Source organism: Stenotrophomonas sp. YJH_SMC_64 (assembly GCF_059371375.1).
In genome coordinates this window covers 60,226-78,915 of sequence record NZ_JCAFUN010000016.1, presented here as the reverse complement: position 1 = coordinate 78,915, position 18,690 = coordinate 60,226, and the positions used below count along the sequence as shown (strand labels likewise).

Here is an 18,690-nt window from a genome sequence, read left to right as displayed (position 1 = left end):
CCTTGGTAGTGCCGGCCGCTGGCCGGCTTCCCTGATGGGTGTGAATTTCCAGATGGTGGGTGCGAACTGCTCCTCGGTGGGTGCGAACCTTGGTTCGCACTCCCCGACCCGCCGGGTAGGTCTGACTCTGGTGGGTGCGAACCGTTGGTTCGCACTCCCTGACCCGCCAGGCATGGCCCGGCGCTACCGCTGCCGCAGCCACCCCGACGCTTCAATAAACATCCGCACCGCCCCCGGATCGGCATAATCCAGCTCGATCATCCGCGCGATCCCAGCCTTCTCATCCTTCTGCTGGCGCATGTACTCCTGCGCGATACGGTAGCCGGCGTAGTACCCCACATCACCCACCCCGAACGGATTACGGGCGCTGTTGTACAGCCAGTTGTCCAGATCCCCGCCGTCCATTTCAGCGACGAAACGCGTGCGGATTTCCGCTTCGTGCGCGGGCCCGTAGCTGTACAGCGGCAACGCCGGCCGACGCCCGCTCAGCCGTTCGGCCACATACTCCGCCACGCCCTCGCGCACCGCGTACTGCGCCAGGCTGCCGGTAGTCTCGCGCTGCTGGGTATGCACGTACTCGTGCAGGTTGTTCTGCGCGTTGTTCGCGCCCGGCCGGCTGTCGTAGAAGATTCGCAGGCGGTCGCGCATGTTCGCCGGCAGCTCGCTCACGTCCACGCGCTCATCGCCCAGCGCCATCTCCGCACCGATCAGTACCTTGTCACCCAGCGTGGTCCCGCCAGTACGCAGCACGCCCACGGCATAGGTGATGGTGGCCGGGCGCAGGGCGGGGTAGAGCGTGCGGAAGGCGGCCAGGTCCCGTTCCAGTGTGGCGCTGGCCTGCTGTGCGTTGGCGGTGAGCGGTCGCACCGAGGTCCAGAAGCGCGGCCACGCGTTCATGGCCTCGGCGTATTCGCGGGCGGTGTAGTTGCGCACCTGCATCAGCGCATGCAGTCCAGGGCTGCCCGGATCGATGTAGCGCTGCTGGACCAGCGCCACTTGGCGCTCGGCGTCGGGTTCGGCGCGCACCGCATCGTAGGTGGCCCAGAAGCGGGCGATGTCGTCGGTGACGACCTGGGACGGGGCAGCCAGGGCTGCGCAGGGCAGCAGCAGGGCGGCAATCAGGCTGAAGGGCAGGCGCATCCGGAATTCCGCGATGGGATCACAGTTGAGATGCGACGTTGGCCCGGAAGGTTTAAGCCCGCGGCCCAGATCGAGGTAGTGCCGGCCGCTGGCCGGCAACCTCGACACACCGGGGTTTCACGCGATCGGCCAAAGTAGGGTAGAATGCCCACCCCGCCGAAAGGCTGGGGTAGTGCAATGGGCCGTTAGCTCAGTCGGTAGAGCAGAAGACTTTTAATCTTTTGGTCGAAGGTTCGAATCCTTCACGGCCCACCAATGCAATCAACGACTTAAAGCGCCCTTGTGGCGCTTTTTTCGTCACGTCCGTAATTCTCTCCGTAATTCCGGTCAATCTTTGCCCCCGCACCTTGCGGGGATGGCATGGCAGCTTTAGCAATTACAGCTGTTCTGGATGTGCACCTGTTTACAGGCTGGCTATGATCCGGCTTGCAGAAGCAGGTATGATCCGCGTTACATCGCACCCAGTAGACAGTGGACGTCAGTGCCTACCATCAATGACTACAAAAGCAAAGGTGCCATACAACACATGGCGCCTTTCCTCGGCGTGTTTTTGGGTGCAGTTCTTGCATGGTATATCGCAGCAAGGATTGATCCCGAGAAGGTAGTTCAACCAGCCGAATGGGCGGTTCGCTTGTTCAGTATCTTGACGGCCACCGTAATGTGGGCATTGGTGACTAGTTGGGCTCAGAAGAAGGAGATGTACGGGGGAGGGCTGGTGGACATGTGCGATAGCCAGGACCGCCGACTGAACGTGGTCCGCCTTTGCTATTTCGGCCTCCTGCTCATCTCGACCGCAGCCCTTGCATCCAAGGATTTCACGCTCTACTGGATCGTGGCAGCGCTACTGTTGCTTTCGGTCGTGTCTGAAATTGGCTGGCGACGGCCAGCCCTGATCTTTGGATGGTGAGATATGAATAAGCTAAAGAAGTTCATAGTATTTGTATGGGGTACAGCGGCTGTACTCTCAACTGGGTTTGCCTTGTCCAAGGTCGCCGCTTCAGAGTATGCGGTGCATATTCCGGTAGTGCTTTTCGCTGGGGGTGTCCTGGCTATAGGTGGGGTTCTTTCTCTCGAACGGCTTCTCAAAGTTGGTGAACATCATTCAGAAAGAGAAGTTTCATTCGAATTTGAGCTCGTTGACCTTGCTTCTAATCATGGGTCTTCCGCCCAGGTGATTATTTTTAAGGCGATAGAAGTGGAAGCGTGGCGAAGAGATGTCCAAGGCAAAATTTGTGCATTCTTGAACTTTCCCGATCCACATTCCTCAAGTCGTCACTCGTCCTTTTCCAACTTTGAGGCTACTCCTCGATGACCGCAGACATCAGGCTTAACGCGTTAGTCGTTTGCGAAGAGGTGCGCCGTGAGGTGGATGGGCGTTGCACAATGATCGGTGTTTGGCCCGACAACGTGATATTTTTGGACTCTGAAACTGGTGGCAAGCATGAGTTCAATTCCCTAAACTTGTACTTCCAGTTTTCCGGTAAGGCTGGCTTGCTTCCAATTCAAGTGCATGTGCGGCTTAAGGATGATGGATACGCGCCCTTCGAGCTGGGCAAAGCCGCCTTTCATGATGACGTGAACGTTGTAAACGTGAGGCTGAAGACTTTTCCCACTTTGGGATTCGGACGTCACGACGTAGAAATAATGGTGGGAAGTGCTGCCTTTAAAACATGGTTTGATGTCGCACGGCGCGAAGAGAGTTTGTCGTAGTTAGGTCTCTCTCAATGCGCGCTTCTAACAAGCATGGCTTAGCTCTTGTCTGTTAGACCTGCAGGGCGAACGCGCGGGACACTCTTGTCATAGACCTTCATCATCGCGTCGGTAACGCCGAGTGCATCTTGGCGCTCGGCGCGATTGCCGACCGTGTCGGTGTCGCCCTTTCGCTTGAGGTCGTGCAGGCTGAAGCGTTCCTTGGCCACGATCACCTCGGAGGCGATTGCGAGCTGGATGAAGCGCTGCCAGGTGCTGTCCAGGCTGGTCTTCTGCAGAGGTTCGCCGTGCTCAGCGAGGAACAGGTGACGTTGGTCGGCCCGCATGTGCACCGGAAGGCTGTGGCGCTCAATGATGGCTTCACGGCGCGCGATCGCGGCATCCCATGCGCCCCGTAGCCGTAGTGTCCATTCCACCAGATTGTCGCGGCTGCGCTTGCGGCGATTGGTGTGCAGCCCCTCGGTGGTGCCTTGTGCCTCGGTAAGCGTTAGCGTCTCAATGCCCCTCAGTCTGCAGAGGTAGCCGAGTTCCATGATCATCCATAGATACGCCGGCACCGATCCCTCGGTCCTAGCCGTTCGCATGGAGCGCTCACGGGCGAATGCCAGCAACTTTGCATATGCTGCATCAGTAGGAAGACGCTGGCGCTTACGCTCCTTCGCCTGTTCCAGCCCCTGCGCAGGATTGCGGTCAACGATTCCCCGGTTGAGCGCCCAACGGAACATCAAGCGCGAGTAGCGCAGCACCTTGTTTGCTTTGGTGGGCGTGCCTGCTGACTCGATCTTATCGATCAAGCGCTGGAAATTGTGGTTGCGCAGCTTCGCAACCTGGAGCTTTCCGAATAGCACCCCAAGGTTTGGGATAGTTGATGAGTACGTTCCGCGCCGACTCGTAGTCGTCACAGGTTCCTGCTGCAAGGCCCTTGAACTTTGCGCTGTCGTGGTACTGGGCGCACACCCACTCCACAGTGCCAGTATTCTCGCCTGGAAGGCCAGAAGATGTGGCAGGTGAAGGAGGTGCGCGCGGCCAACGTACGGCAGGCGAAGCGCTGCGCGGAACGCTGGTGCGCGGCTCGGCTGTATCCCGACCTGCCTCTGCGCCAGGCCGTCGCACTCCTGACCGACAGCACCCCGATCCAGCCGCTGCCGTCATTGCCCGGCCCGCCGCCGACCCGTGAGCAGCAGCAACAGGCACGGCGTCTGGCCGAGGCCGGAGCGAAGGAGGTGGAGCGCATCAAGGCAGCGCTGGAGCCACGTAAGCCGCCATCGGAGGCGAAACCCCGTCCACGGGACGCACGCAAGGCGTGGGTAAGGGCAGGCCTACGCGATCTGTGCGGTTGGTGAGTGGAGAAGGTTCCCGCCCCACGGTGGCTGTCCTTTGCAGGGGTAGAGGCTCTCCTCCGGCGTCCTGACTTGACCTCAGTGCACAGCACGCAAGCCATATAAGCGAAATCGCAGACCTAGGGTGCTGTGGCAAAACGCTACGGCTCTACTACAATCGGGGCCTGCTCGAAGGGATTTCAGTCATGCCATCAGTTCTTGAACAGTATCGCGTAGCCGACTTTATCGAGTGGCACGAACAGCGAAGGTTGGAGCTAAATCCCAACTTTCAACGGGGTTCCGTCTGGACGCCCCCTGCCAAATCATTCTTGATCGACACGGTGCTGCGGCAGCTCCCAATCCCGAAGGTCTTCCTGCGGACCCGGATCGATGTGGCAACACGAAACTCCATCCGTGAAGTCGTTGATGGTCAGCAGAGACTTAGAGCGATACTCGATTTCGCTAATGACAAGTTCGCGTTGTCGAAACGTGCTGGTGAGTATGCCGGCCTGAAGTACTCGGACCTGAGCGACGTTGATAAAGAGAAGTTCCTCGGGTACTCAATCGCAGTGGATCAGCTGGTCAACGCTGATGATGAGGCGGTCCTTGAAGTCTTTGCTCGCTTAAATTCTTACAGCGTTGCACTTAATCCTGCTGAGAAAAGGCATGCCTATTTCCAGGGCGAGTTCAAGTGGGCGGTGCGTGACGCATCTCATAGATGGTCCGTTCTATGGGAGCGGTATGGGGTTATTTCAGTCCGAGATCGTGTTCGGATGCTGGATGATTCGCTGATGGCAGAAATGTTCGGCATCCTTCTTGAGGGTGTGCGAGATGGCGGTCAACCAAAGATCGATTTGTTGTACAAGAAGTACGATAGTGACGCTCTGGTAAACGATAACCTTGTAGCTAAGCTGGATGACGTAATATCCTACTTTGTCGCTCATCTCGCGGATTTCCTTGTTGGGAGCCCCGTGATGCGCGCTCCGCATTTCCTGATGCTGTTCGCAGCCCTGGCTCACGTTCGCTGGGGTATTCCGGACGGCGACGTTGGTCAAATGCCCGCTGCACCAGTTGAGCCGCTCGAAAATCTCGATGTAGTACGTACCAATATTCAAATGTTGGGTGCATACATTGAGGGGGATAATTACCCGGGGCTATATGAGGCATTCCACCTTGCGTCGGCTTCTTCGACTCAGCGAATCTCGTCCAGAAAGGTGAGGTTCCCTATGTTCGTCAAGGCTCTTGGGAATGCTTTGATTTGAGTCATGGCGACTACTTTTATTCGATCATTCAAGCTGGAAACGGAATGGCTTGCGCGAGAGTACGAAAGAGCCGCAGCTTCTGGCATCGATCGAGCCTCTCAGTTGGCGTGCGAGATGGCCATCGTTCGGCTACATGATTCGTGGGCGCGATGCTGCAGAAATATTGTCCTGCGCTCTGCCTGTGGATGCCGGACGCTGGGTGGCGCGAGGGTGCCGGCAGCAGTGGGCGTAACCAATGAGGCCGAAGCACTGGCAAAGTACTTCGCGAGTTTTCGACGTCCCCGTCTGCCACAAGAACCAAAATGGCACTCAGCGAGGGATGCCATTGATGCTGCCCAAAGAATCGATATCAGGAATCGCACCTCAGTTGTGGCTGCTCTTTCATCATCCAACTCGCCAGCAGAGGCGATGAGAAAAGTGCGGAACTACTACGCGCACCGGACCAGAGACACTGTGGCTAAAGCGATGGGTACTGGCTTCTTTCCCACTCTTTCCGTTCCTTCTGTCTTCAACCTCAACGAGCTCGGCGCCGGAGGCGAAACAATCTTGAGGGCTTGGATACGGGAGCTTCGTCTGATGGCAGACGCCGCCATGTTGTAGCGGGTTCCTTACTCCGAAGATGGCGGGTCGGGTGGCAAGAAATGTAAGTTATTGAAATTTAAACTGCAAAGCCGTTGACGTGAGCCTGTATACGCAGTCGCGACGAGCGGAAGCCAGCGCCAACAAGCTTGAGGGCCGTATGCGCCCAGGTGCGTTTTGCGTCGTTTGGCCTCCGTAAAATGGCTCGGGACCAAGACGAGATTCGCGGCGAAGAGAGGCAGTCCTCCGTAAAATATCTGGGGGCAAGTAATTGATTTGTAAGCAAGGATGGGCGGACTTTTAGTATTTTGGTCGAAGGTTCGAATCCTTCACGGCCCACCATTGCATCAATGACCCAGGTCATTCAGAAAGACACCGCCAAGCGGTGCCTTTTTTGTTGCTTGCGCCAACCCCTACTTGGCCTTGGCACCCTGTGCTCGCGCCGCCTCGCGTTCCGCTGCTGCCTGTGCGGCAGAGGCTGCGGCGTTGGCGGCCCGCTCCGCCGCGGCACGATCCGCATCGAACCGCGCCTGCCGCTGGACGCTGTAGGTGCGCTCCAGATCCAGCGAGGCAAGGAAACTGTCGGGATGCTTCGCGGCGCAGGCCTGCTGCACGAGCTGCACAGCGCGATCGGACAGGCCGGGCTGAATGTTGCTGAGCAGGCAATCGGCGTACGGTACGGATGCAGCGGGGCCAGCAGCCAGCGCGGCAACGATCACGACATTCAACATGCAAACCTCCTTGTAGGTTTTGATGGCACTCGGGGGCGGTCCGGCCCCAGTATGGGCCGGTTCGTGGCACGGGTGTATCTACTCCGGCCGCACATCCCGGCACTCCAGCTCCGCCAGCCCGTGGACGGCGAAGAACAGCCCCTCGACCACGTCCTCATCCAGATGGCGTTCCGGCGTTGCCATTGCTCGGCAGCGGTCAGCCGCGTGCAGCATTTCCGCCACGGTCAGCATGCCGATGGCGGACCGTTCCACCCGCGATAGGGCAGCCCCGCGCCCTGCGGAAACGCTGGTTTCAGGCCAGGGCAGGCCATCAACGACTTCGCCCGCGCGGATGCGTTTGAGGCAGCCCAGAAACGTGCTCAGTTCGGGCGAAGGGTTGTCGTCGTCATCGTTGGTGCTGGCGGCGTATGAAGCATAGGGCGGACGGTCGGTCATCTCGGCTTCCTCGGCTCTGGAGTGGGAATGCCACCGCGCAGGGCGGGTGGAGGGCGATGCGTGGCTGCAATCCGGAGTGACATCAAGCAATTGACCGGCGGGCCAGAAGACCCCCACGCACCGACCGCCATGAAGGCCGACGGATCACCCGTCGGCACCATCCAAAGACAGTGCCGACGGGCGAGCGCAAACAACGTGCTTGATAGTCACTTCGGGATTGCGGGCCCGGTGCCACCCGTTGTCGGTGGCGCTGCATGGTGTTTACGCACGAGCTTGGATTTCAATGAGGATTCTCCGAAGAGAAATGCGGAATCCAGGCGTGCGACGATGGTGGCGCAGGCACATCTGATGCAGCAAGCGACAGCACGCGACGTGTTGATGCTTACGTCCGGTTTATCGCGTTGGAAGTTGTCGAGAACAGCTGCTGGCGGCGATCATGCGGTGATGTGTCGCGTGGAAAGTGGGCGTGATTTTCGCCTGCAGTGGTGGCACGGCCTGCGAGTCGTACCCTCGAAAATCGGTGCATCTGCGACGACCGAGGCGTTGGCGTCTGAGCCGGGGCGACGCGGTGTAGAGCCGAGCCATGCCCGGCTGCGGTTTGCGCCAAGGCCTAGCCGAGCGTGGGCTCGGATCTACAGTGATCCCTCCACGCACGGCGTGGATCTACGCATCTGGCAGGGGTGTTGAGCATGCCGAAGCCGCCAATGCCTGCGGCAGGGCGCTATGCTCGGCCTCTTTCCCAGGATGGGTTTTCCCATGCGCTTGATCATGCTGTCGCTGTTGTTGTCCGCCATCTCCGCCGCCCCCTTGATGGCGGCCGAACCTGCACCGACTGCACAGGCCGCCGCCGCCACGCCGCTGGTCATCGGCGAGACCTTCACCATCGAGTCGAAGGCGCTGGGCGAGACCCGTCGTATCAACGTCTACCGCCCGCAGCCGTGGGGGCTGGACCCGAAGGCACCGCTACCGGTGCTCTACATGCCCGACGGCGGCATCGGCGAGGATTTCCTGCATTTGGCCGGGCTGGTGCAGGTGCTCAGCGGCAACGGCAGCATGCGTCCGTTCCTGCTGGTTGGCATCGAGAACACCGAGCGCCGCCGCGACATGACCGGCCCCAGCAAGGACCCGCAGGACCAGAAGATCGCGCCGCGCATCGGCGGCTCGGCGGCCTACCGTACCTTCCTGCGCGATGAACTGATGCCGCAGGTGCGCCAGCGCTACCCGACTACCGACGAACGCGCGTTGATCGGCGAGTCGCTGGCTGGCCTGTTCGTGGTCGAGACGCTGCTGCAGGAGCCGACGCTGTTCAACAGCTACATCGCGCTGGACCCCAGCCTGTGGTGGAACCGTGGCGCAATGCTGGCCGGCGCGGCCAAGCAGCTGCCGGCGGTGACGCGTGCGCAGCCGCGCGTGTTCCTGGCCAGCAGTGGGCAGCCAGAGCTGGCTGCGTCCGCCGCGCAGTTGGCCACGCTGCTGCAACAGGCGTCGCCGTCGCCGCTGGTGAAGTACCTGCCGTTGCCGGAGGAAACCCACGCCACCATCTATCACCCGGCCGCATTGCAGGCGCTGCGCACGCTGTTCCCGGCGCCGCCGCCGGCCTCGCCCTGACCGCACTGGTACCCGCCTGCACACCATGCAACGATGCGGCAGCGGCGCCATCGGGTGCGCCGCCCGCAACGGGAGCGTGTGGATGCAGCGTGTGCGTGGATGGAGTGTGGCGGCCTGCCTGGCCGTGAGTGGCTGTGCGATGTCGGTCGCGCCGCCCGCAGTGCAGAGTGAAGCGAAGGACAGTGCGCCGAGTGCCACGCCGGGTGTGGTGCTGCTGGACACCGAAGCGCTGCGCGTGCACGACCCGGTCGGCCGCGACTATCCGGTCTGGGTGGCGCTGCCGGCCGACTATGCGGCGCATCCGGAAAAGCACTACCCGGTGCTGTACGTGACCGATGCGCTGTACAGCTTCCCGCTGGTGCGCAGCGTGCGCAACATGGTCGGGCAGAAGGGCGTCAACATCGAGGATTTCATCCTGGTCGGGCTGCCGCCGCAGGAAGGCCTGACCTCCAAGCAGAGCCGCTCGCGCGATTACACGCCCAGCGACCCGGCGCGTACCGATCCGCGTGATTACAGCGATGACGTCAGCTACGGCGGCGCGGCGCACTACCGCGATTTCCTCGCTGGGCAGGTACTGCCGATGATCGATGCGCGCTACCGCACCGATCCGGCGCGGCGTGCCTATGCGGGTCATTCCTATGGTGGCCTGTTCGGCGCCTATGTGCTGACCACGCGCCCGGACATGTTCCGCACCTACATCCTGTCCAGCCCATCGCTGTGGTTCGACGACCATCGGGTGCCGCGCATGCAGGCCGAAGCCAAGGCGCCGGCGCAGCCGACCACGGTGGTGCTGTCGGTGGGCAGCTTTGAAACGGTCAAGCCCGAACCGCGCTACTTCACCCGCAACGACATGCTGCGCCACAACGCCGAATTCGCCGAGCAGCTGCGCAGCAGCGGGCGATCGTTGAAGGTGGAGAACATGGTGATCGATGACGAGGATCACTTCACCGTCTACCCGGACATGATCACCCGCGCACTGCTGAAGGTGTTCCCGGGTACCGGACCGTACAGCAGCGGTTGATGATGGGCGCCATCCACGCATGGCGTGGATCTACAGGGCCATTGCAGTAGATCCACGCCATGCGTGGATGAATGCCTCAGGCCGCCTGTGCATCCGGCCCGGTCAATACGCCCACATCGGCGTGCCGGAAGCACAGCCGGATGGCGTCGAGCAGTTCGCTCATGTTGTACGGCTTGGGCAGGAAATGGATGCCGTCGCGCAGCTGCGGCAGCACCTGGTGCTGGTCCATGCCCGACGTCACCAGGATCGGCAGCTGGGGATACAGGCCACGGACCCGGTTGGCGGCTTCAATGCCACTGATCGCGCCCAGATTCACGTCGGTGAACAGCAGGTCGAAACGCTCACCGGCGGCCAGCAGGCCCAGCGCCGCTTCGGCAGAGCTCACGCCCACTACGTGGCAGGCCTGGCTTTCCAGCGCCAGCCGGCTCAGTTCGCGGGTTTCCTCGGCGTCCTCGATGAGCAGGACGCGGGGTTCAACGTGGCGCTTGGACAGCAACATGACGCGACAACTCCGGACAGCAACGGTGAAAAGGCGCGCAAGTATGCGCAAGCCGGTAGTGATCCCGACGTGCACGGCAAGCTAAGCGGGCGTTACAGGCTTCTTTGGCGCCGAAGCCGCACGTGCCAGGCCAGCACCGCGACCGCGAGCAGGGCGGTGCCGATGCGCAGGCTGGTGGCCTGCCAGCCCAATGCGAGGGCGTCATCGAGGCTGAACACATTCCAGGCCAGGTTCATCGAAACATGCAGGACCAGGCCGCACCAGAGCGTGTTGCCGTCAAGGTGGTCGAGCCAGGCGAAGATGAAGCCGCCCAGGGCGATCACCGCGCCGACGAACAGCGCGATGCCGCCACCGTCGAACCCGCCGAAGCCGAGCCAGTGCACCATGCCGAACAACAGCGCCTGCGGCAGTGCAAGCCATGGCCAGGGGCCGCGCACGATCTTCACCAGCAGCACGAAGCCCAAGCCGCGGAAGAGCACTTCCTCGGCCAGCGGGAACAGCACCGCCAGCATCGTGGCATCCAAGACGGTCAGCGCGGTGTTCGGCGTGCCGAGCAGCGCCAGGCCGAGCCAGCAGGGCAGGCTGGCCAGCAACACCCACATTGGACCGCTCCAGCCGTTTGTGCGCAGCCCGAGGCTGGCCAGCAGGCTCATGCCACGGCGCCGCAGCAGCGCGGCCAGCAGCAGTGCCACCAGTACCGCCAGCGCGTTGTCCAACAGGCTGCCGCCATAGGGGATGGGCAGTGCGGGAATCGGTGTGCCGATGGCCGTGGCGATATCGCGCAGGTTCAGGCCAAGGCCGACACCCAGCAGCACCAGCAACAGGCGTGCGGTGGTGGGCAGGCGGGACAACACGGTCATGTACGCATTCCCTGCGGAACAAGGACGCAGCGTGCCACGCGGTATGCATGTGGACACCCGCCGGAAGTCCCTGTGCCATCGGTCACGCGTTGCCGCACAGTCATCGCGGTGCAGGTACAGTCGAAACCAGACCGACAGGAGCAATGCCGATGCTGTGCCCCGTGTGCAAGACCCAGACGCTGCAGATGGCCGAACGCCATGGCATCGAGATTGATTACTGCCCGAGTTGCCGCGGTGTGTGGCTGGATCGTGGCGAGCTGGACAAGATCATCGAACGTGCAGGCGCCGGTGCTGCAGTACCTCCGCCAGCGCCCGTGCAGGCTCAGCCGGCGTCCGCGCCGCCACCGGTGACGCACCGTGATACCCGCCACCTCGGCCAGCGCTACGAGGACAACCGGGGACACGGCTACAAGAAAAAGAAGAAGGACAGCTTCCTGTCGGAGTTGTTCGATTTCTAGTTTGTAGCGTCGAGCCATGCTCGACGTTTGGCGCTAACAGTCGAGCAAGCTTGACTCTACATGGGGCGCGTGATCACGGCCGACGCAGGATGAACTCGCGGTCGTGGGTATCGCCCACGATGAAGTCGTACTCGCCAACCTTGCTGCAGCCATAGCGCGCGTAGAAGCGCTGCGCGCCGAAATTCTCTTCCCACACGCCTACCCACAGGGTGCGGCGCTGCGGCTGGTCCAGCCACGCCATGAACGCGTCCATCATGCGTGCACCATGTCCGCCGTTCTGGTGTCCGGCCAGGATGTAGAACCGCTTCAGTTCGATGTCACCTTCGCATGCATCCGTGTGCGGCAAGGTGTTGGCACCCGCGGCCAGGTAGCCGACCACGGCGTCACCGTCCAGCAACAGCCAGATGGCACTGCGTGGGTCGGACAGTTCGATGCGCTGCGGTTCGCTGCTGTAGTGCGCCTGCAGGAAATCGTGCAGCTCCTGCGGCGGATAGGAATCGCCCCAGGTTTCGTTGTACGTGGCGATGGCGATCGCCGACAGCGCATCGACATCGGCAAGGGTGGCGCGGCGGATCTGCAACGACATGGCGGTGCCTGCATTGGAACGTGGCGCAGTGTAGCCGGCCCCGGCGGCTGCCGGGGCTGGCCATTGCTCACGATCCGCTGCTCAGAACCACATGCGCACGCCGGCCACCCAGCGCGTGTCGCGCGCGTGGTCACCGGCATAGTCGGCGGTGTCGCCAAAACTGCGTTCGTGACTGATGCCGATGTAGGGCGCGAAGCGACGGCTGAACTCGTAGCGCAGGCGCAGGCCGGCCTCTACCTTGTTCAGGCCACGGCCGATGCCGTACTCCTGCTCGTCCTTGGCCGCAACGGTAGCTTCCAGCAGCGGCTGCAGGATCAATCGGTTGGTCAGCAGCACGTCGTACTCGACCTCGGCCTTGGCCAGCACCTGGCCGCCGGAGCCCATGTACAGCGTGGCCGAGCTTTCGAACTTGTACGGCGCCAGACCCTGGATGCCGATGGCCGCCCATGTGCGCGAGTCGGACGGGCGGAAGTCCTGGCGCACGCCGACCAGCACGTCCCACCACGGCGACACGCTGCGGCCATACAGTGCTTCCAGTGACGACGATTCGGTGCGGCCGCGGCTGCGTTCGCCATCGGTGCGCAGCCACAGGCGGTTGATGTTGCCGCCGATCCAGCCGGTGGCTTCCCATGCTTGGCCGTTGCTGCTCTTGCCATCCCAATGCTCAAGCCGGTCGATCAGCAGCAGGCTGTTGATCTCCGGCGCGTGTTCCATCGCGCCATGCGCGATCGGCGGGAAGGCGGCAGCGCGGTCGGCATCGGTCGGGACCGGGATCGGTTCGCGCGGTTCGGTGGGTGCAGGCGTGCCATGGCCCATCGCCCCGTGGTCCATCTGCGAATGGTCCATCGCCGCTGGCTGCATCGAGCCATGGTCCATCTTCGAGTGGTCCATCATGGAGTGGTCCATGCCGGCCTGATCCGCCGCACCCATGTCCATCTCCGAATGATCCATCTTTGAGTGATCGACCGGTTCGGCCGGGGTCTTCGCGCTCTTCGCAGGCGCGTTCATCGCGCCCATGTCATGGCCGGCGTGCGACTGCGCGAACACCGGCAACGCGGCGGCGAGGCCCAGGGCCAGCAGGCTGGGGGAAAGCAGTGAACGGCTCATTCTTCGATCCTCACTTCGCGCATCATGCCCGCTTCCATGTGGTACAGCAGATGGCAGTGGTAGGCCCAGCGGCCGAGTGCATCGGCGCGCACGCGATAGCTGCGGCGGGTGCCCGGCGGCATGTCGATGGTGTGCTTGCGGACCTGGAACTCACCTTGCGCGTTTTCCAGATCGCTCCACACGCCGTGCAGGTGGATCGGGTGCTGCATCATGGTGTCGTTGACCAGCACGATGCGCATGCGCTCGCCGTAGTTCAGCCGCAGCGGCTCGGCGCTGGCGAACGGGACGCCATCGAACGACCAGGAGAACTTCTCCATGTGGCCGGTCAGGTGCAGCTCGATCTCGCGGCTCGGCTCGCGGCCATCCGGGTCTTCGAACAGGCTGCGCATCGCGCCGTAGGTCAGCACCTGGCGGCCGTTGTCGCGCAGACCAATGCCGGGGTCGTCCAGCTTCGGTTCGGTGGCCGAGCTCTGCATGTCCACCAGCGGGTTGTTGCGCTCGCTGGCCGGATGCTTCGGTGCCTTGCCGGCAGCATCGCCACCGCCGTGCGCACCGTGGCCCATGCTGGCGCCGCAGCCACCCTCCATGCCCTTCATCGCGGCCATGTCGTGGCCACCATGGCCACCACTGCCCATGTCGTGCCCCATGTCGCTCATCGTCAGCAACGGGCGTGGGTCGCGCGCGGGAATCGGGGCCTGCAGCCCGTGGCGCACCGCCAGCGTGCCGGCGGCGTAGCCGGTGCGGCCCATGTCCTGGCAGAAGATGGTGAAGGCGTCCTGGCCGGTGGGTTCGACCAGCACGTCGTAGGTCTCGGCCGGCGCGATGCGGAATTCGTCGATGCTGACCGGATGGATGTACTGGCCGTCGGCGGCCACCACGGTCATCTTCAGGCCGGGGATGCGCACATCGAAGTAGGTCATCGAGGCGCCGTTGATGAAACGCAGCAGCACCTTCTCGCCGCTGCGGAACAGCCCGGTCCAGTTGCCGGCTGGGGCGGTGCCGTTCATCAGGTAGGTGTAGGTATGCGCGTTGATATCGGAGATATCGGTGGGCGTCATCCGCATCCGGCCCCACATGCCACGGTCGGACAGCGCCGCGGACCAACCGTCGCGTTTCGCGTCGCGCAGGAAGTCGGGCACGGTGCGCTTGTAGTAGTTGTCGTGCTCGGCCAGCTTCTTCATGCGCCGGAACAGCGCGCCCGGATCCATGTCGGTCCAGTCCGACAGCATGATCACGTGCTCGCGGTCGTGGTGGTACGGCGCCGGTTCGGCCGGGTCGATGATCAGCGCGCCGTACAGGCCGGCCTGTTCCTGGAACATCGAGTGGCTGTGGTACCAGTAGGTGCCCGACTGCTTCAGCTGGAAGTGGTAGTGGTAGGTCTCGCCGGGGCCGATGCCGTTGAAGCTCAGGCCCGGCACGCCGTCCATGTTGGCCGGCAGCAGGATGCCGTGCCAGTGGATGGAGGTCGGGTGGCGTTCCAGCGTGTTGCGCACGAACAGGTCCACGGTCTGGCCTTCGCGCCAGCGCAGGATCGGGGCCGGCAACGAGCCGTTGACGGTGATCGCCGGGCGGGTGCGGCCGGTGAAATTGGCCAGCGATTCGCCGATGGCCAGTTCGATGCGGGTATCGCTGAGCACGGCAGGGGCACCGGCCAACCGTGGGGCGGCAGTGGCGGCGGCGAGCGCGCGCTGCGGCACGCCGACAGCGGCGATGCCGGCGACCACGCCACCGGCGGCCAGGCCCTGCACGAACAGGCGGCGCGACGGCATGGGCACAGCGCCCGGACCGGGGGGATTGCGGGTATTCATGGTGGAGACTCCAGACACGGAAAGACGCCGGCAGGCCGCCGGCTCCGGTGCGCAGGGCGCACAGTGCGTGTGGAATCAGCCGATGGGAGGGCGTGAGATCGGCGGCAGCGGCGGCGACGGGCGGCCGGTGGCCGGCATCGGCTGCGGTGCCAGCGACAACGCCGGGCCGGCCATGAACGGCAACGCCTGCACCACCAGCAGCGGGTGCTGGGCGCAGCTGCGCACGCAGTCCTTGATCTGGCAGTGGGCGTCGTGGGCGGGGGCCTTGGCCTGCGGGGCCTGATCGGCGTGCATGGCGGCGTGGTGGTGGCAGTCGGCATTGCCGCCTTCAAGGGCGGCTGCCGCGTGGGCCATCCGGCCCATTTCCTCGTGACCGCTGGCCATGGCCGCGTTCAGCCCGTTGAGCAGCAGGCTGAGCATGAGCACGACACGGAGCAGGGTCGAGGCGAGGGACATGGCGCTAATCTAGCCGCAAGCGGCCGTGGATGCACTTCCGGCTGAATGGCCGGTTCAAGGTTGGACCGGCACCAATGTAGAGCCGAACCCGCGCTCGGCTGCTTCTGCGGCCACGGCAGCCGAGCGTGGGCTCGGTGCTACAGGGAGCCGGGCGTTACCCTTCTTCGCGCACGATCTCGACCAGGCGCGGGCCGTAGCGGCTCAGCTTGGTGCCGCCGATGCCGCCGACCCGGGCCAGTTCATCCAGGCTGGTCGGGCGCTGCTCGGCGATGTTGCGCAGGGTGCTGTCGTGGAAGATCACGAAGGCAGGCACGTTCTGTTCGCGCGCCAGTTCGGCACGCAGGCCGCGCAGGGCGTTGAACAGTGCCAGGTCCTGCGGCAGTACCGACAAGCCGGTGCGCTGCGCACTGCGCTCGCGTCCGCTGGTGCTGCTGGCCGGGTCGCGGCGCATGCTGATCTGGCGGCGGCCGGTCAACACGTCACGGCTGGCATCGGTCAAACGCAGGCCACCGTGGCCCTCGCTGTCCACTTCCAGCAGGCTGGCGGCGACCAGCTGGCGGAACACGCTGCGCCAGGTGCGCGCATCCAGATCGCGGCCGATGGCGTAGGTGCTGAGCTTGTCGTGGCCCTGCTGCTTCACCTTCTCGTTCTCGCTGCCACGCAGGACGTCGATCAGGTGGCCGACGCCGAAGCGCTGGCCAGTGCGGTAGACACAGCTCAGCGCCTTCTGCGCCGGAATGGTCGCGTCCCACGAGGCCGGCGGCGTCAGGCAGTTGTCGCAGTTGCCGCACGGCTGGGGATAGGTCTCGCCGAAACCGGCCAGCAGCACCTGGCGGCGGCACTGCATGGATTCGCAGTAGCCCAGCAGGTGATCGAGCTTGCCCCGCTCCAGCTGCTTGCGTTCTTCGCCGGCCTCGGATTGTTCGATCATCTGCTTGAGCAGTACCACGTCGCCCAGGCCGTAGCACAGCCAGGCCTCGGCAGCTTCACCATCACGACCAGCGCGGCCGGTTTCCTGGTAGTAGCCTTCCATCGACTTGGGCAGGTCGGTATGCGCCACGAAGCGCACGTCCGGCTTGTCGATGCCCATGCCGAAGGCGATGGTGGCGCACATGACGATGCCGTCCTCGCGCAGGAAGCGGCGCTGGTTGTTCGCGCGCACTTCCGGCGGCAGGCCGGCGTGGTAGGGCAGGGCGTTGAAGCCCTGGCCGCAGAGGAATTCAGCGGTCTCCTCGACCTTGCGCCGCGACATGCAGTAGACGATGCCGGCCTCGCCACGGTGGCCGCGCAGGAAATCGGTCAGCTGCTTGCGCGCGTTGTCCTTCTGCACCACGGTGTAGCGGATGTTGGGGCGGTCGAAGGAGCTGACGAAGTGGCGTGCTTCCTGCAGATCCAGGCGCTCGGCGATCTCGCGCTGGGTCGGCGGGTCGGCGGTGGCGGTGAGCGCGATCCGCGGGATCTGCGGCCAGCGCTCGTGCAGTACGGTCAGCTGGCGGTATTCCGGGCGGAAGTCGTGGCCCCACTGCGACACGCAGTGGGCTTCGTCGATGGCGAACAGGGCGATCTGGCTGCGCGACAACAGCGACAGGAAGCGGCCGGTCAGCAGCCGCTCGGGAGCGACATAGAGCATGTCCAGCTCACCCGCGAGCAGTTCGCGCTCGACGCGGCCGGCGGTCTCGGCATCCAGGGTTGAATTCAGGTACTCGGCACGCACGCCGAGCTGGCGCAGGGCTTCGACCTGGTCCTGCATCAGCGCGATCAGCGGCGAGATGACGATGCCACATCCGTCACGCAGCAGGGCCGGGACCTGGTAGCACAGCGACTTGCCACCGCCGGTGGGCATCAGTACCAGGGCATCATGACCGGCAGCCACATGCTCCACGATGTCCTGCTGCGGACCACGGAAATCGTCGTAACCAAAGACGCGTTGGAGCAGGTCGTGCGCGGGACGGGAAGCCATCCGGCTAGTTTACCCCGGCGGGGGAGTCGGCAGGGCTGCGCCCTGCACCTGCTACAAGCCAGAGCAACGTCAAAGGCAACAGCCGGCTCTGGGGTGTCTTCTGGCTGGGCGGGGCGGTGTGGGCTTGCAGGACACGCCGTAAACCCGTCCTTGGGGGCTCGATGGCGCCATCCATGGCGCCAACGGTCCTGCAAGCCCACACAGCCCCACCCCCGACAGTTTCCCGGTGACGGTGGATCCATCCACGCCATGCGTGGATGAAATCTGTCAGATATCGACAAACAAAATGGGGTCGGATCCGTTTTCCTGCGGAAAACGGATCCGACCCCACTGGCTTTGCTGGCAGATCGCGGAAAACTGTCGAAGGCGGGGTGGGGCCGGTGGCAGGGGTGTCCGCGGCATGGATGCCGCGGCCAAGCCCCCAAGGACGGGTTTACGGCGTCCCCTGCCACCGGATCCACCCCGCCAACCCTCAGGAAACCAGCTTCTGCTCTGGCTCTGGCCTTTGATTCAAGGCCTCTGCGGGTGCAGGGCGCAGCCCTGCCGAATACCCCCAACCCTTACTGGAGCAGGGAACGCAGCATCCAGGCGTACTTCTCGTGTGTCTGCAGCCGCTGGGTCATCAGATCCTCGGTCGGGGCGTCGTCACCCTTGGCCGCCACCTCCAGCACTTCACGCGCCGTACGGCAGACTGCTTCGTTGGCGACCACCAACTGGCGTACCATTTCACGCCAGTCCGCACTGTCGGTCAGGCCCGGTTCCTCGGCGATCGAGGTCAGCGCAGCGAATTCCCGGTAGGAGCCCGGGGCATTGAAGCCCAGCGCGCGGATGCGCTCGGCCACGTCGTCCAGTGCCGCCCACTGCTCGGTGTACTGCGTCTCGAACATGGTGTGCAGCGAGTTGAACATCGACCCGGTCACGTTCCAATGGAAGTTGTGCGTCTTCAGGTAGAGCGTGAACGCATCGGCCTGGAAGCGCGACAGACCGTCGGCGATCTTCTTGCGGTCGCCCTGGGTGATCCCGATATCGATGTTCGGTGCCGACGGTGCCGCCGCAGCAAGCTTCTGCTTGCCGGTCTTGGCCTTGGTCGTGCTCTTGGTCTTCGCCATGGGGTTCCTCCTTGTGGAATCGTTGGCCTTCACAATAAACCG

20 protein-coding genes and 1 tRNA gene are annotated in these 18,690 nt (G+C 63.5%); 9 read left to right on the top strand and 12 right to left on the bottom strand.

Going from position 1 to position 18,690, the window contains the following annotated elements:
• Positions 1-183: 183 nt before the first annotated feature.
• Entirely contained in the window at positions 184-1,140 is a 957-nt protein-coding gene (locus tag AC5P9L_RS17385) for a DUF2268 domain-containing protein (RefSeq protein WP_262094570.1), read from the bottom strand.
• A 179-nt stretch (positions 1,141-1,319) separates the two neighbouring features.
• On the opposite strand from AC5P9L_RS17385, the gene AC5P9L_RS17380 reads away from it, so the two are divergent.
• From AC5P9L_RS17380 to AC5P9L_RS17365, 4 genes are all read left to right on the top strand, one after another.
• Positions 1,320-1,395 (top strand) — tRNA-Lys (locus AC5P9L_RS17380).
• 271 nt (positions 1,396-1,666) lie between these two features.
• Positions 1,667-2,047, top strand: coding sequence for a hypothetical protein (locus AC5P9L_RS17375; protein ID WP_262094572.1), 381 nt, complete (start codon positions 1,667-1,669; stop codon positions 2,045-2,047).
• Between the two features lie 3 nt (positions 2,048-2,050).
• Positions 2,051-2,452, top strand: coding sequence for a hypothetical protein (locus AC5P9L_RS17370; protein WP_262094574.1), 402 nt, complete (start codon positions 2,051-2,053; stop codon positions 2,450-2,452).
• On the top strand, positions 2,449-2,850 hold the full coding sequence (locus tag AC5P9L_RS17365; RefSeq protein WP_262094576.1) for a hypothetical protein: 402 nt from the start codon (positions 2,449-2,451) through the stop codon (positions 2,848-2,850). The genes AC5P9L_RS17370 and AC5P9L_RS17365 overlap by 4 nt, the downstream gene beginning before the upstream one ends.
• 38 nt (positions 2,851-2,888) lie before the next feature.
• On the opposite strand, the gene AC5P9L_RS17360 is transcribed toward AC5P9L_RS17365, so the two are convergent.
• A complete protein-coding gene (locus AC5P9L_RS17360) occupies positions 2,889-3,698 on the bottom strand; it encodes a phage integrase central domain-containing protein (RefSeq protein WP_414489178.1) in 810 nt (269 codons plus the stop codon).
• 150 nt (positions 3,699-3,848) lie between these two features.
• On the opposite strand from AC5P9L_RS17360, the gene AC5P9L_RS17355 reads away from it, so the two are divergent.
• Positions 3,849-4,193 carry a hypothetical protein gene (locus AC5P9L_RS17355; protein ID WP_262094580.1) on the top strand — a complete coding sequence of 115 codons (345 nt, stop codon included), beginning with the start codon at positions 3,849-3,851 and terminating at the stop codon, positions 4,191-4,193.
• 182 nt (positions 4,194-4,375) lie between these two features.
• On the top strand, positions 4,376-5,431 hold the full coding sequence (locus AC5P9L_RS17350; RefSeq protein ID WP_262094582.1) for a DUF262 domain-containing protein: 1,056 nt from the start codon (positions 4,376-4,378) through the stop codon (positions 5,429-5,431).
• Between the two features lie 992 nt (positions 5,432-6,423).
• Here the strand turns inward: AC5P9L_RS17350 and AC5P9L_RS17345 are convergent.
• Together AC5P9L_RS17345 and AC5P9L_RS17340 are read right to left on the bottom strand one after the other, a co-directional pair.
• Positions 6,424-6,741 (bottom strand): hypothetical protein, encoded by a 318-nt coding sequence (locus AC5P9L_RS17345; RefSeq protein WP_262094583.1) that lies wholly within the window; start codon positions 6,739-6,741, stop codon positions 6,424-6,426.
• A gap of 78 nt (positions 6,742-6,819) precedes the next feature.
• Positions 6,820-7,176: a hypothetical protein gene (locus AC5P9L_RS17340; RefSeq protein ID WP_262094584.1), complete on the bottom strand. Its 357-nt coding sequence runs from the start codon at positions 7,174-7,176 to the stop codon at positions 6,820-6,822.
• Between the two features lie 756 nt (positions 7,177-7,932).
• On the opposite strand from AC5P9L_RS17340, the gene AC5P9L_RS17335 reads away from it, so the two are divergent.
• Complete coding sequence (locus AC5P9L_RS17335; RefSeq protein WP_262094585.1) at positions 7,933-8,784, top strand: alpha/beta hydrolase; 852 nt, start codon at positions 7,933-7,935, stop codon at positions 8,782-8,784.
• A gap of 82 nt (positions 8,785-8,866) precedes the next feature.
• Positions 8,867-9,805 (top strand): alpha/beta hydrolase, encoded by a 939-nt coding sequence (locus AC5P9L_RS17330; protein WP_262094586.1) that lies wholly within the window; start codon positions 8,867-8,869, stop codon positions 9,803-9,805.
• A gap of 76 nt (positions 9,806-9,881) precedes the next feature.
• Here the strand turns inward: AC5P9L_RS17330 and AC5P9L_RS17325 are convergent, their stop codons facing one another.
• Both AC5P9L_RS17325 and AC5P9L_RS17320 read right to left on the bottom strand, forming a co-directional pair.
• Positions 9,882-10,304, bottom strand: a complete 423-nt coding sequence (locus AC5P9L_RS17325; protein ID WP_005414268.1) for a response regulator — start codon at positions 10,302-10,304, stop codon at positions 9,882-9,884.
• Positions 10,305-10,396: 92 nt separating this feature from the next.
• Entirely contained in the window at positions 10,397-11,164 is a 768-nt protein-coding gene (locus AC5P9L_RS17320) for a CPBP family glutamic-type intramembrane protease (RefSeq protein ID WP_262094587.1), read from the bottom strand.
• A 149-nt stretch (positions 11,165-11,313) separates the two neighbouring features.
• On the opposite strand from AC5P9L_RS17320, the gene AC5P9L_RS17315 reads away from it, so the two are divergent.
• A complete protein-coding gene (locus tag AC5P9L_RS17315; protein ID WP_044570743.1) occupies positions 11,314-11,622 on the top strand; it encodes a TFIIB-type zinc ribbon-containing protein in 309 nt (102 codons plus the stop codon).
• A 73-nt stretch (positions 11,623-11,695) separates the two neighbouring features.
• Here the strand turns inward: AC5P9L_RS17315 and AC5P9L_RS17310 are convergent, their stop codons facing one another.
• From AC5P9L_RS17310 to AC5P9L_RS17285, 6 genes are all read right to left on the bottom strand, one after another.
• Positions 11,696-12,208: a GNAT family N-acetyltransferase gene (locus AC5P9L_RS17310; RefSeq protein WP_262094588.1), complete on the bottom strand. Its 513-nt coding sequence runs from the start codon at positions 12,206-12,208 to the stop codon at positions 11,696-11,698.
• Between the two features lie 81 nt (positions 12,209-12,289).
• Positions 12,290-13,315, bottom strand: coding sequence for a copper resistance protein B (locus tag AC5P9L_RS17305; RefSeq protein WP_279915611.1), 1,026 nt, complete (start codon positions 13,313-13,315; stop codon positions 12,290-12,292).
• Entirely contained in the window at positions 13,312-15,123 is a 1,812-nt protein-coding gene (locus AC5P9L_RS17300) for a copper resistance system multicopper oxidase (RefSeq protein ID WP_227415653.1), read from the bottom strand. Before AC5P9L_RS17300 ends, AC5P9L_RS17305 begins: the two co-directional genes overlap by 4 nt.
• A gap of 75 nt (positions 15,124-15,198) precedes the next feature.
• Entirely contained in the window at positions 15,199-15,579 is a 381-nt protein-coding gene (locus AC5P9L_RS17295) for a CopL family metal-binding regulatory protein (protein ID WP_099524736.1), read from the bottom strand.
• Between the two features lie 154 nt (positions 15,580-15,733).
• The gene (recQ, locus tag AC5P9L_RS17290) at positions 15,734-17,539 is read right to left on the bottom strand and encodes a DNA helicase RecQ (RefSeq protein ID WP_005410733.1); all 1,806 of its coding nucleotides are present in this window, start codon (positions 17,537-17,539) and stop codon (positions 15,734-15,736) included.
• Between the two features lie 560 nt (positions 17,540-18,099).
• Complete coding sequence (locus tag AC5P9L_RS17285; RefSeq protein WP_005410730.1) at positions 18,100-18,648, bottom strand: Dps family protein; 549 nt, start codon at positions 18,646-18,648, stop codon at positions 18,100-18,102.
• Between the last annotated feature and the right edge of the window lie 42 nt (positions 18,649-18,690).